10 protein-coding genes are annotated in these 13,660 nt (G+C 40.2%); 6 read left to right on the top strand and 4 right to left on the bottom strand.

Going from position 1 to position 13,660, the window contains the following annotated elements; translation table 11 throughout:
- Positions 1-39 precede the first annotated feature (39 nt).
- The 4 genes from H5161_RS12760 to H5161_RS12745 all read right to left on the bottom strand — a co-directional run bounded on the left by H5161_RS12760 (position 40) and on the right by H5161_RS12745 (position 5,170).
- Entirely contained in the window at positions 40-357 is a 318-nt protein-coding gene (locus H5161_RS12760; protein WP_182769455.1) for a multidrug efflux SMR transporter, read from the bottom strand.
- Positions 357-1,889, bottom strand: a complete 1,533-nt coding sequence (locus tag H5161_RS12755) for a bifunctional GNAT family N-acetyltransferase/carbon-nitrogen hydrolase family protein (RefSeq protein WP_024595458.1) — start codon at positions 1,887-1,889, stop codon at positions 357-359. Before H5161_RS12755 ends, H5161_RS12760 begins: the two co-directional genes overlap by 1 nt.
- Before the next feature lie 88 nt (positions 1,890-1,977).
- Entirely contained in the window at positions 1,978-2,826 is an 849-nt protein-coding gene (locus H5161_RS12750) for an MBL fold metallo-hydrolase (protein WP_182769454.1), read from the bottom strand.
- Between the two features lie 58 nt (positions 2,827-2,884).
- Entirely contained in the window at positions 2,885-5,170 is a 2,286-nt protein-coding gene (locus H5161_RS12745) for a penicillin acylase family protein (protein WP_182769453.1), read from the bottom strand.
- Positions 5,171-5,326: 156 nt separating this feature from the next.
- Between H5161_RS12745 and ycaO the strand changes: the two genes are divergently transcribed.
- The 6 genes from ycaO (at position 5,327) to folE (ending at position 13,656) form a co-directional block, all read left to right on the top strand.
- The gene (ycaO, locus tag H5161_RS12740; RefSeq protein ID WP_024595461.1) at positions 5,327-7,087 is read left to right on the top strand and encodes a 30S ribosomal protein S12 methylthiotransferase accessory factor YcaO; all 1,761 of its coding nucleotides are present in this window, start codon (positions 5,327-5,329) and stop codon (positions 7,085-7,087) included.
- Positions 7,088-7,202: 115 nt separating this feature from the next.
- Positions 7,203-10,565 (top strand): ATP-binding protein, encoded by a 3,363-nt coding sequence (locus tag H5161_RS12735; RefSeq protein WP_182769452.1) that lies wholly within the window; start codon positions 7,203-7,205, stop codon positions 10,563-10,565.
- Between the two features lie 43 nt (positions 10,566-10,608).
- Positions 10,609-11,238: a YceH family protein gene (locus H5161_RS12730; protein ID WP_182694489.1), complete on the top strand. Its 630-nt coding sequence runs from the start codon at positions 10,609-10,611 to the stop codon at positions 11,236-11,238.
- A 68-nt stretch (positions 11,239-11,306) separates the two neighbouring features.
- On the top strand, positions 11,307-12,137 hold the full coding sequence (gene nadE, locus H5161_RS12725) for an ammonia-dependent NAD(+) synthetase (RefSeq protein ID WP_182769451.1): 831 nt from the start codon (positions 11,307-11,309) through the stop codon (positions 12,135-12,137).
- A 222-nt stretch (positions 12,138-12,359) separates the two neighbouring features.
- Positions 12,360-13,079 (top strand): dihydromonapterin reductase, encoded by a 720-nt coding sequence (folM, locus tag H5161_RS12720; protein WP_039486916.1) that lies wholly within the window; start codon positions 12,360-12,362, stop codon positions 13,077-13,079.
- Between the two features lie 22 nt (positions 13,080-13,101).
- Positions 13,102-13,656, top strand: a complete 555-nt coding sequence (gene folE, locus H5161_RS12715; RefSeq protein WP_002962341.1) for a GTP cyclohydrolase I FolE — start codon at positions 13,102-13,104, stop codon at positions 13,654-13,656.
- The last annotated feature ends 4 nt before the right edge of the window (positions 13,657-13,660 follow it).

Raw genomic sequence — 13,660 nt, 5'->3', positions numbered from 1 at the left:
CCTGCGCTGTTATAATTTTTATAGCTTTAAGAACTGGTTCTAAGAGCTGATTTTTAGTGTTATCACACCACTAATAATCATTAATACTCCCGCAATACGACCAAATGTAGCGGCATCGTTATAAAACAATATACCCACTAAAAACGTACCGGCGGCGCCAATACCTGTCCATACGGCGTATGAGGTACCCATTGATATTTGCCTTTGTGCAAGCCACAACATAAAACCACTAGCGACTAAGAATACCACCGCTATTGCGATACCCTGCCAGCGAGTATCTGGGTTTTGCGACACCTTTAAACCTATCGGCCAGCCAATTTCAAGTAAACCGGCAATAATTAAGTACACCCACGCCATTAAACGTCTCTCTTTTTAACAATCACTTCGTATAAATCTTCGCGGCGATCTTTTAAATTACGCACTGTGCCTTCGCTGTGAAGTATTTTAAGCTTATCCATATCAAGGTCACTAAATAGCAGCATTTCGGTGTTTGGTGTGGCTTCGTTAAGTGTTGCATCGTGCGGGAACGAAAAGTCCGATGGCGTTAATACCGCCGATTGTGAGTACTGCACATCAAGACTTTCTACCTCTGGTAAATTACCCACCGAACCTGCAATAACCACATAACATTCGTTTTCTATTGCACGCGCTTGTGCACAGTGGCGCACACGTAAATAACTGTTTTTAGTATCAGTCCAAAATGGCACAAACAGAATATCTAACCCTTGTTTGGCCAATATGCGTGAAAGCTCTGGAAACTCTACATCGTAACAAATTTGAATACCCACACGACCGGCATCGGTATCAAACACGGCAATTTTATCGCCGCCTTGAATAACCCAATCGTTTTGCTCATGCGGGGTAATATGAATTTTACGTTGCTCGTCTATCTTACCGCTACGATGGCATAGGTAACTTACGTTATAAATTTTATCATCTTCGGCAAGTGGCATAGAGCCGGTAATAATATTAGCGTTGTATTCTATTGCCATACGCGACATGGCGTTTTTAAACGTTTCGGTATATTCCGCTAAATAGCGAATCGCTTCTGTTTGATTACTTTGATTCCCTAGCCCCATTAGTGGCGCATTAAAAAACTCAGGGAATAGTATAAAGTCACTTTTGTAGTCAGATACGGTATCTACAAAGTATTCAACCTGCTTTAGCATTTCTTCAACCGATTCAACACAACGCATTTGCCATTGCACAGCACCTACACGCACGATTGATTTAGTTGACTCAAGTACCGTGTCTGTTGGCTCATACATAATGTTATTCCACTCAAGTAAAGTGGCGTAACCAACGGACTCTTGATCCTCCGGTAAATACTTTTTAAGTAAGCGTTTTACCTGAAAATCGTTAGATAACTGAAAACTTAAAATAGGATCGTATAATTCTTTTTGATCTACTTTTGCAATGTATTCCATTGGCGTCATTTCACTGCTGTGATTGTAATAACGCGGAATACGCCCACCTGCTAAAATAGCGCGTAAGTTATATTGGCGGCACAATTCTTTACGGGCATCATAAAGGCGACGACCTAAACGCATGCCTCTGTGACTTTCGCTAATAGCAACATCTAAGCCGTATAGCGCATCGCCGTCGGTATCGCTAAATACACGGTCGTGACCGTCTGCAATATCTTCGTATGTATGCGGGTTTGAAAAACGCGTGTAATCAACCTGCACGCTTAATGCTAAGCCCACCAGCACGCCGTCATCCACAATACCTATTTGCCCTTCAGGAAACTGGTCTATTAATCTAAAAATGGTATGACTTGGCCACGCACCGCCTAAGTCGGGATACGCTTGATCCATCAAGGTTTTAATTTGCGGATATTGCTCTCTGGTTAAATTACAAATTTCAAGATGGGTTTTTTCTGCCGACATACACAACTCCTTTGGGCATAAGAAAATAAAAGCCGAATGTACGTTAAAGTACACTCAGCTTTGTATCATGTTTTTTACGTTACGCGTACTACTTTAAGCTACGATAAAAAAGTGTGGTTACTTTCTCTTTTGGTAACCAGCCTGCGTATTCAAGATTCAGCTCAGCCAATGGATCGGCTTTAAGTACTTGCTCTAAGCTTGCATTATTTTGCATTGCTTTTAGCATTACGTCTTTCGCGTTTTGAACTAGCTTACCATACGCTATCAGTCCTGAACGGTCACTTACCTTGCCGTGTCCTGGTATTACTTTAGTGTTGTCGTCAATTTGATTAACTACATCGTTTACTGCCGCTAAAATACCATCAACGCTGCCGCCGCTATCTACATCAACAAACGGTAAGCTACCAAAATTAAAGTAAATGTCGCCCATGTGCACTATGTTGTCGTTATTAAAAAAGATAACCGAATCGCCATCGGTGTGTGCATGTTCGTAATGCACAACATGGGTGTGTTCGTTATTAAAATGTAGTTTTAAGTCGTGACCAAAACTAATGCGCGGTAAAAAGTCTGACCCTTCCCCGTGCTGCTCTTCTAAACGTTTGTGTACATTGTCGTGGGCTATAACGTGCGCACCCGCTTTAGCAAAGTTCTCGTTGCCACCGGTATGATCGCCATGATGGTGAGTATTGATAACAAACTCTGCACTGCCTGGTTTTAAATCGCTAATGGTTTTTTTAATATCATCTGAGAGTTTGGCAAACTGATCATCAATAATATAAATGCCATCATCACCTACACTTGCTGCAATATTGCCGCCTTGCCCAAATAGTACGTATACATGCTCACTTAGCTTTTGTGCTGTTACTGGGCCATCGTCTGCTTGCGCTGTAGTGCTTAGTAATAAACCTGTTATTAATGCGGGTAGTATTTTTTTCATTTTAGTTCTCTGTTGTTTTATTGGTAATTATATAGAACGTGTTTAGCTATACTTTAGTTCATCGTGTCGGCTTTATTACTATTTGATGTATTAACTCTTGAGGCAATAAAGGTGTATGCTTACCTTCTACGTAATCACTAAACCCCGCTCTGTAAAATTCAGAAAGAGGGTGCCCCGATTGCCCACCCGGAATAGCCATAATTGCATGTTCTAAATGCCCAGGTTGAGCAATAAAACGCTGCGATGCGCCAAAACTACGCCCTTGTACGGCGGGCATATAACTATCACCAAAACCCGCTGCTGTGGGCATATTTAATAACTTAGCAAGTAACGGCATTTGCTTTGCAAACGGATGCTCTATCACTAACTCATTTACCTTGCCCCACTGCCAGTTTTGTACGTTATTACCAAATTGTTCTGTAAGCTTAGTAATAGTTTGGCTAAATGCTCCTTGTAACTGCTCATCCCAGCTTTTAAATTGTGGGTTTATCCATGTGTCGGGCCTGTTGTTTATAAGCTGCCAAACAGCGGGCTCTAAATCTCGTTTTACGTATTTAAGTGTGCCTTGTTGTTTATTTAATTCATCTTCCATACTGCTAAATAAAATATTAATCACTTCATCGCGGTAGCGCTTAACTAAAGTATACCCTATGGAGGTTGAACACGCACATTGCTGCCAATTTTCAAGCGCTGTTATATATTGCTGATTTTTAGTTTGATCGGCTTTTAATTGCTTTAATAGCAGAGCATGCCAAGGCATTAAAAAGCGAGCTTGATTATCAAGTTGTAATGCGTAAAAGTCGCTCTCAGCAAATGTTTGTTTTTCAAATAATCTATCGCGAATTTGACTCGAACGTGCGCCGAGTGCATAACCACCATTACCAAAACGCGCGTCATCCTCAGCCGATACCACGCGAGAATTACCAGTCCATAATCGACCGTTTTGCGGGTTTTTAATAAAAGGGCGTTGTAATTCATTTTGCTGCCAAAGCGCTGAGTAGTCATCGGCATTTACGCCAAGCACACTTGACGCTTTACGAGCCGGTATACCCCCCATGTTTTTCCACGCTGCGCTACCAAGGCTGTCTACCACCATAAGATTTTGTACCGGAATACCTACATCGCTTGCTACAGCAAGTGCATCATCTACCGTTTTGGCTTGCTCTAATTTTAATAACTCCATATTAACGGCATAAGGCTGATGGGCAGCCCAGCTCAACGCATAAGGTTTTTCGTTAATATATTTTACAGGGCCGTATTCACTGAGTATTAATGAATAGTTTTCAACCTCCCCATCGGGTAATGCAATAGGTTCATCTACTTGCCATGTTTTACTATCATCGTTTAATACAACCCAATCGGCTGTATCTAAATAACCGTTAGTAAATCCCCATGCAACATTGTTGTTAGTGCCAACAACAATGGCAGGTGCGCCGGGCAGCGATACACCGGTTACCTGAGTCTGCTCACCACTGTGCATGTAATTTAATTGTGCCCTGTACCAAATTACAGGTACTGCCATCGATAAATGCATATCATCCGACACCATACCAGCCCCTGTTTTAGTCAGCGCTCCTGTAACAGCCCAGTTATTACTGCCGCGCTCTTGGTTGGCTTCAATGCTTTTAACTATATGCTCTGTTTGAGTTGGAAAGGTAGGTATGCCGCCGCTATAAAGCGCTAATTTACTGCCATCAAGCGCGGCTTGGTACTTACTCGGTTGCGTTAAAAAATCAACCATTTGCTTTGTGTACGCTTGCTCAATTTGAATAAGTGCTTGGTCACGCTCAAATGTGGCGCTTTGTAAATCAAGGTACATGCTAAATATCACAAGTAGGCTGTCTTCACTTTGCCATGGCTTTTGCGCTGCACCTGTTAGTAAATATTCAAAGCTTGAATACCCTACTTGCGCTAAGCCTTCGTTTACACCTTGAGCGTAACTTTTAAGTAATTGCTTATCGGTCTCTGGCAGGGTTTGTAAAATAATTTGGCTACGTTTACGTAATTGATGAAAACGCATTTTTTTATCGAGCCCCAACGCTGCTTCGCCAAATAATTCACTTAACTCACCTGCGGCATTACGCCTTAGTAAATCCATTTGAAAAAACCGGTCTTGCCCATGCGCATAACCTAAACCGTAGGCGGCGTCGTTTCGGCTATTGGCGTTTATTACTGCTTGCCCTAATGCATCTCGCGAAATTTTTACAGGCTCTGCTACCGCGTTACTGCGTCCGTTTCCATCAAGGGCGGGTAAACTTAAACTAAGTACCCCATAAACAACAGCGGTACTTGCCAGCCCTAATATCACAATTAATAACAACAAGCGTTTGATTACTTTAAACATCACCGTTTCCTTTGCACGTTTTGACCAAGCGTTAAGCGCATATAATAACCACAGTTTTATTAAATAATAATGTTCTTGCTCGCAAAGGGTGAAATAAACATCAAAATCCACGATAATGTCAGCTCCACACATCGTGCAGAACTAGTTGAGATCAATATGACTGAAAAAACATTTATCAAAGGTAAAGACCGCGACCTAGAATCGTCAATCTCTACCATGCAAAACAAGCTTAAAGCCCTAAACATTAATGTTGAAGAAGCGCTTTGGCTTAACCCTGTAGCTAACTGTTATTCGGTTCATATAAAAGACAGCGACTGCGGTGTTATGTTTACCAATGGTAAAGGCGCAACCGACAAAGCCTCTATTGCCTCAGCACTCGGTGAATACTTTGAACGTTTAAGCTGTAACTACTTTTTTGCAGACTTTTATCTAGGTGAAGAATTTGCTAATGGCGAGTTTACTCATTACCCAAGCGAAAAATGGTTTAAAGTTGAAGGCGATGAAGTGCCAGAGGGTATTATGGATGAAAGCTTATGGGATTACTTTGACCCAGAGCGCGAACTAAACGCATCACACCTTTTTGATTTTAACTCAGGCAATATCGATCGTGGTATTTGTACCCTGCCATACACACGCCAACGCGATAACCAAGACGTATACATTCCGGTAAACGTTATCGGTAATATTTTTGTATCTAACGGTATGAGCGCAGGTAACACCAAGTTTGAAGCTCGCGTACAAGGTTTATCAGAAGTATTTGAACGTGCTATTAAAAACCGTATCATCGCCGAAGGTATTTGTTTACCAATCGTGCCTGAAGATGTTGTTAAGCAATACCCTAAAATTCACGAAGCGTGTGAAGAGCTTCGCAGCCATGGCTTTCATTTACGTATTGCCGATGCGTCACTTGGGGGTAAATACCCTGTAATGAGCGTAACGCTTATTAACCCAACAGATGGTTCTGTATTTGCTTCTTTTGGTGCTCACCCATCATTTGAAGTTGCGCTTGAACGTACCGTGACTGAGTTACTACAAGGTCGTCGTCTTGATCAGCTAGATGTATTCCAACCTGCTACCTTTGATAACGACGAAGTAGCAACACCAGAGAACATTGAACTGCACTTTATTGATTCAAGCGGTTTGATTTCGCATGATTTTTTCCGTGCAAAACCTGATTTTGAATTTGTACACTGGGACTTTAGCGGAACAACTGAAGAAGAATATAACTTCTGTACTGATCTAATTCATAGCATGGATCATGATATCTACATCATGGATTACACGCACCTAAACGTATACGCGTGTCGTATTTTAGTACCTGGCATGTCTGACATTTACCCTGTTGATGAGCTTATTTGGCGTAACAACAACGAAGGCGCAAAATTTCGCGAAACATTCCTATCGCTTGATCAGTACGATGCAGAGCAATGGATGGAAATTTACGACAGCCTAGAAGAAGCAGGCCACAGCGATATTATCCGCGCCGCAGAATTTATTGGCCTTGCAACCGATGCCGACACACCATGGCACACACTGCGTATAGGTGAGCTTAAAGCACACCTATGTTTAGCTGCAGGCAGCGAAGAAGCCATTGATTGGGTTGACTGGATACTTCATACAGGCCAAGTAAACGAAGAGGCAATGCGCCACTTCCGCTGTTTAAAAGCAGTTCTTGAAATTAAATACGATGACGAGCGCGAATACGCAGATTACCAAGATGCACTAGGCTTAATGTTTGGTGCTAATAATGTAGCGCTGGCTATAGAAATTGCCGAAGGTAAAAAGCAGTTTAACGGTTTAACTTTCCCTGGTTTATCGCTTGAAGGCTTTAAAAAGCATGCGGCGCTACTTGATGGTTACCGCAAGCTACATGTAGCAAAGCAAAATCACTGGGCGCGTGAAGTTAGCGACTCGTAACTCGCTAAACTACTAATTATAAAAAATAAACGGCGCATTTGTTAATGCGCCGTTTTCATTTGTGTAATAAATTAGCTATAGTTAATTTGCCTAAATTAACGCCACGATGTAGCAAATGCCACCATCTACTAACAATAAAAAAACGAACGTTCATAACTTTAAGTTGACCTTTTGGTTATCGCTTACGCTAACTGTACTAGTTGGTATCGTACTTGATCGTATTAACTACAATCGTGTTAAAGATGCTCATCGCCTACAAATTCTTTCTGAAGTAAGTACATATCGAGCTCAATTAGAATCTATTTTAGTTTCTAATATCCAACTAGTTCGAGGCTTAGGTGTTGCCGTCGCAGCACAGCCTGATTTACAGCAAACACAGTTTGAACAAATTGCCCAACCACTATTTAAAACCTCAAATGAGCTTCGCAATATTGGTGGCGCACCCGATATGGTAATTCGTATGACTTACCCCTTAAAAGGTAATGAAAAAGCACTCGGTTTAAACTTTTTAGAAGAAAAAAACCAACGCGCTGATGCTATTAGAGCTCGTGATACAAATACCATTGTAATGGCAGGCCCATTAAAATTAATCCAAGGTGACATAGCACTTATAGCCCGCGTTCCTGTTTACATACCGCCAGAAAATCGCTTTTGGGGATTACTTTCAGTTGTTCTCAACATTGACAAAGTCTATGAAAATTCAGGTATTTATGAGCTAGAAAAAGAATACAACGTCGCTTTACAAGGCAGGCATGGACTTGGCAGCAAAGGGGAGTTTTTTTACGGTAATCAAAACATAATAGAGCAAGACCCCCTTGAGTTTACGTTAAGCTTTCAAGGTGGCAATTGGCAACTTTACGTAGCACCTAAAATAGGTTGGAGCCCACCAAATTCAGCTGTATGGCCACTTAGGCTATCAATTATTATTATTTGCGGATTATTAATTTGGGCCTTTTTATTCTTTTTGAAAATGCTTAATCGTCAGCAACAAAACGAAAAAATGCTTGAGGCAATGAGTGATCTAGCCCAAATAGGCGCATGGTCATTTAACTTAGAAACGAAACAAGTGTATTGGTCTGATATGACCAAAAAACTATTTAAATACCCATTAAATAGCCAACCAGAATGGCCTAAAGATTTAAATTACTTTAAAAAAGGCACTAGCAGAGAAACAATTAAACCTTTAATTGAACGAGCCATAAAATATGGTGAAAGCTACGAAGTTGAATTAGAAGTAATGGATGAAGAAGGTGAATCTGTTTGGGTACTCGTACATGGTGAAGCAGAACGAAAAAATGGACGATGCACACGTATTTTTGGCTCATTACAGAATATTGATACCCGTAAAAAAATTGAATTAGAAAATAATAAAACCGCATTACACAACGAAATTTTAGCCTCCCTGACCGTTAATAAATTAATATTAAATGGGCAACTTAGCCAATCAAAAGACATTATTACTAAAGCAATCTGCCAAGCATTTGATATTAAACGTGCCAGTATTTGGTTTTTTAATGAAGACAAATCCCAACTAAGCCCTTTTGCCATACATAGTAAACATTCGTCTAGTGATAAAATTGACTCTATTTGGCTAAGAAAAAATCTTCCCGGCTTTTTTAATGCAATAGATCACCAGCCTGTATTTAATGTGCCTGACGCCCAAGAACACCCAATACTCGAGCCAATTAAAGAACAGTATTTAATGACTCTCGAGATTAAATCAATGCTGTGCGTAATAATTCCTGCGGGAAGTGGCGCTATAGGAGTCGTCTGCGCAGAGCAATGTCAATCAAAACGCCACTGGTCTAAAAACGAAGAAAGCTTTTTAATTGCCGTTGCAGCGTTAATAGGCAGCTTGCACTCAAGCCAACAGCGAATTGAAACCGAACAAAAACTAGTTTCTGCCAAAGAAACCGCCGAACAAGCTGTTAAAGCTAAAAGTGAATTTTTAGCGAGTATGAGCCACGAAATTCGCACCCCAATGAACGGTGTTTTAGGTATGCTTAACATAATTAAGCAAACTCAATTGGACCTACAGCAAAAACATCATATTGAACTTGCTCAATCATCAGCTCAATCTTTGCTTAATATAATTAATGACATATTAGACTTTTCTAAAATTGAAGCCGGTAAGCTCGATATTGAAAACGTGCAATTTAATTTACCTCGGTTATTAGGCGAAGTGGTGGAATCCTTTGCTTTAAAGGTAGAACAAAACAATACAAAACTTATTCTAGATGCTACTCAAATAACTGTTAGCGAGATAATTAGTGACCCTAACCGCTTGCGCCAAATTTTAAATAACTTAATTGGCAACGCGGTTAAATTTACTATTGATGGCGAAGTAGTCATTACCGCCAGAATAGATGAAACAACGGATGGCTCGTTCCTACAGTGTTCGATTATTGATACTGGTATTGGTATTGACCCTAAAAAACAAGCGTCGTTATTTGACTCATTCACACAAGCCGATGCTTCAACAACACGCCAATTTGGGGGCACAGGGCTTGGTCTTGCCATAGTAAAACAATTGTGCGAACTGATGAACGGTGAAGTGAGTGTAAACAGTATGCAAGGTGAAGGAAGTACATTTTCTTTCACAGTACAAATACAACCGCGCTTAAGTAAAGAACAAGATTTACCGAGTCATTTAATTAAAAACAAACATATTTTAATTATTGATGAGTGCTCGTTAAATGCTAACACCGCTAATAAGCAGCTCACTGTTTGGGGTGCAAAAGTTAATTGTATACATAACTATCATGAGGTTGATGATTACTTAAGTAATGTAACCACCCACCCTGGTGCTATTTTAGTTGATTACTACTTTTTTGAAAAAGCCCCACAAACGCATATCACCGCGCTTAAAAACTTTATAAATATGCATAGTTGCAAGTTAGTTATTATGGCGCCAATGAGTTATTCGTCTGAGGAGTCTAAAGTAGGTATGGAAGTCGACTGTATGATTTTCAAACCTCTCACACCGTCTGATTTGTTTGACTCACTCACAAACGATAAATACATTGAACAACAGCAGCAACAAGCACAGCTTCAAAACAAGCTAACTAAAGCGCCAGTACTCGATTCATCAGAACCACAACTATTGCTTGTTGAAGACAATAAAATAAACCAAGTGGTTGCCTCTGCGCTATTAAAGCAGGCGGGTGTTACTTTTGATATTGCCGAAAATGGCCTTGAGGCAATTGTAAAGCTCAATGCAAAACAAGGTAAACCATATAAGCTAGTTTTAATGGATTGCCAAATGCCCGAAATGGATGGCTACCAAGCCACTAAAGCCATTAGAGAAGGTGATGCAGGTAAAGATAATGAAAATATTACTATTATTGCGCTAACAGCCAATGCCATGCAGGGCGATAAAGAAAAATGTCTAGCCGCAGGCATGAACGACTATTTAAGTAAGCCTCTCGATTTAGCTGCATTACAACCAAAGCTTCAACAATGGCTTGGCATTCAATAAAGGTGTAAGCTAATAAAATACGCTTACTAATTTGAGATTATTTATGCAGTTATCAACAAATCAACAACGTATTCTTGGTTGCCTATTAGAAAAACAAAGCACGACGCCAGAGCATTATCCGCTATCGTTAAACGCTCTCGTGAACGCATGTAACCAAAAGTCTAATCGCGATCCTGTGTTAAGTCTTACAGATGAAGACGTGCAAAACGCACTTGATGAACTAATAGAAATGCGTTTGGTTACAATAGATGAAGGTCTTTCGGGTCGCGTAAATAAATACGATCACCGCTTTTGCAACACTGAATTTAGTAATCTGCAATTTTCTGCTCAGCAGCGTGCCATTGTTTGTTTATTACTTTTGCGTGGTGCTCAAACCCCTGGTGAATTAAGAACCCGCAGTGCTAGACTTGCTGATTTTAATAACGTAAATGAAGTAGAGACAGCGCTCAATAAACTGATTGAAAGCGAGTACGTCACAAAGCTAGAGCGTGAAGCTGGTAAACGTGACAGCCGATATATTCATTTATTTGGCGAACAACAAAATAATCCTGCCGATGCCTTCGTTGCTCTACCAAGCGAAGTAATTAAAGACAAAGAATTAAGCGATTTACTTGAAGAAGTAGAAAAATTAAAAGCAGAGCTTCGCCAAATAAAAGCTCATTTAAAACTTTAATTAACTAAAACTAAATCACATAATAAGTTTATTGCGTATCACATATTAAATTTTATAAGGAGCTGGCAATGCGCGCCGAAATTATGGCTGAAATGAAGGTTCAGCCAACGATTGATGTAAATGCTGAGATAACTCGCCGAGTTAATTTTATTAAAACACGTTTGGTAGCAGCTCATTCACGCTCGTTAGTACTGGGTATTAGCGGTGGTGTTGACTCATCAACCTGCGGCCGCTTATGTCAACTTGCTGTAAACGAGCTAAATAAAGAACACGATACTGACAAGTATCAGTTTATTGCAGTGCGCCTACCTTATGGTGTACAAGCTGACGAAGATGAAGCACAAATGGCGGTTGATTTTATTCAGCCAAGTAAACGTATGACCGTAAACGTACAACCTGCGGCTGATGCATTGCATGAGCAAGCGCTAGCTGCCGTAGTTGGCTGTGGTGAAGCACTGCCTGAGCAAGCTCAAATAGATTTTATTAAAGGTAATGTTAAAGCGCGTCAACGTATGGTTGCTCAGTACGAAATTGCAGGTTTTTGCCAAGGCCTAGTAGTGGGTACCGATCATAGTGCTGAAAACATTACTGGTTTTTATACTAAATTTGGTGACGGCGCGTGCGATTTAGCCCCTCTGTTTGGTTTATCAAAACGCCAAGTTCGTGCACTTGCTACTGCGCTAGGTGCGCCAGCTTTATTGGTAGATAAAGCACCTACAGCTGATTTAGAAAGTGACCGCCCAGGTTTAACAGACGAAGAAGCACTTGGTTTGAGCTATGAGCAAATTGATGACTTTTTAGAAGGTAAACCTGTGTCTAATGATGTTGAACAAAAGCTTGTAAGCATTTACACGCGTACACAACATAAGCGTCAACCAATTCCGACAATTTACGATTAATGTTTAGTAGCTAAAATAAAGCAATTAATGCTTTGAGGATTAATTGCTTTTTTGATCGACAGATTAAGAAGCTGCGTATATTTTAATAAATTAACGCTTTGAATTTTATAATACCAATTGCATTAAATTAGTGAGCTATTATAGCCCTATGAAATAGCGATAGAACGATGATATTTTTAATGATATTGGTATAACTACCCGCCAAAGAGAACACTGCCTTATATGACATCGCCCATTTTAATTACCGGCGCAGGCCAACGTATTGGTTTAGCACTCGCTCAGCATTATATAGCCCAAGGGCAGAGTATTATTATCACGTATCGTACTCGTCACGCCGCTGTTGATAAATTAGAGCAACAAGGCGCTGTATGTATTTATGCCGATTTTAGTACCGATGAAGGTATTAGTGCATTTATAAATACGCTTAAAGAGCATACAACATCGCTGCGCGCTATTGTTCATAACGCATCAAGCTGGGACTGCGAAGCTAACAACCCTGACTTTGCAGCACTGTTTGATAATATGATGCGAATACATGCCAAAACACCGTATTTAATTAATTTAATGTGCGCAGAGCTGCTTTTAAACTATCAGCAAAATGAAAAAGTACCTGCCGATATAATACATCTTACTGATTATGTAGTTGAAACAGGCAGCCCTAAACACTTAGCTTATGCAGCAAGTAAAGCAGCACTCGACAACCTAACCAAATCGTTTAGCGCTAAATATGCGCCAAATATAAAAGTGAACTCGGTTGCTCCATCGCTCATTATTTTTAATGAACATGACGATGAACAATATCGAGCTAAGACCCTTAAAAAATCATTAATGGGCATTGAACCCGGATGCCAAGAAATTATCAATAGCATTGATTTACTATTACAAAGCCACTACATCACAGGGCGCTCTTTGCCTATTGATGGCGGTCGTCATTTAAAGTAAATATAAATAAACTGAGATATTTATGCACAATGAATTAAAAGAAAGTTATGAAAAAATCATCACCGCTGTAGGCGAAGATGCTAACCGCGAAGGCTTACTTGATACGCCAAAACGTGCTGCAAAAGCAATGGAATATTTAACGCAAGGGTATCGTCAAACGCTTGATGAAATAACTAATAAAGCAGTATTTACATCTGACGCTGACGACATGGTGTTAGTACAAGACATAGAGCTCTACTCTATGTGTGAGCATCATTTACTGCCTTTTATTGGCCGTTGCCATATTGCTTATATACCAAACGGTAAAGTATTAGGCTTATCTAAATTTGCACGTATTGTTGATATGTTTTCACGCCGTTTTCAAATTCAAGAACAGTTAACGCATCAAATCGCTAAAGCAGTTGAAGAAGTTACTGGCGCTAAAGGCGTAGGCGTTATTGTTGAGGCAAAACACATGTGTATGATGATGCGTGGTGTAGAAAAGCAAAATTCAAGCATGCGTACATCAGTAATGTTAGGTAACTTTAGAAGCGATCCTAAAACACGTAACGAATTTTTGCAGCTTATAAAAGGTTAACCCT

Origin of the sequence: Pseudoalteromonas sp. SG43-5 (assembly GCF_014164345.1) — a bacterium.
GTDB classification, from domain to species: Bacteria; Pseudomonadota; Gammaproteobacteria; order Enterobacterales; family Alteromonadaceae; genus Pseudoalteromonas; species Pseudoalteromonas distincta.
This window is presented reverse-complemented; position numbering and strand designations above follow the sequence as displayed.

Coding starts and splice junctions, on each gene's coding strand:
- ycaO (WP_024595461.1), top strand. CDS start 5,327: ATGACTGAAAAAACATTTATCAAAGGTAAAGACCGCGACCTAGAATCG.
- H5161_RS12755 (WP_024595458.1), bottom strand. CDS start 1,889: ATGTCGGCAGAAAAAACCCATCTTGAAATTTGTAATTTAACCAGAGAG.
- folM (WP_039486916.1), top strand. CDS start 12,360: ATGACATCGCCCATTTTAATTACCGGCGCAGGCCAACGTATTGGTTTA.
- H5161_RS12760 (WP_182769455.1), bottom strand. CDS start 357: ATGGCGTGGGTGTACTTAATTATTGCCGGTTTACTTGAAATTGGCTGG.
- H5161_RS12735 (WP_182769452.1), top strand. CDS start 7,203: ATGCCACCATCTACTAACAATAAAAAAACGAACGTTCATAACTTTAAG.
- H5161_RS12750 (WP_182769454.1), bottom strand. CDS start 2,826: ATGAAAAAAATACTACCCGCATTAATAACAGGTTTATTACTAAGCACT.
- H5161_RS12745 (WP_182769453.1), bottom strand. CDS start 5,170: ATGTTTAAAGTAATCAAACGCTTGTTGTTATTAATTGTGATATTAGGG.
- nadE (WP_182769451.1), top strand. CDS start 11,307: ATGCGCGCCGAAATTATGGCTGAAATGAAGGTTCAGCCAACGATTGAT.
- H5161_RS12730 (WP_182694489.1), top strand. CDS start 10,609: ATGCAGTTATCAACAAATCAACAACGTATTCTTGGTTGCCTATTAGAA.
- folE (WP_002962341.1), top strand. CDS start 13,102: ATGCACAATGAATTAAAAGAAAGTTATGAAAAAATCATCACCGCTGTA.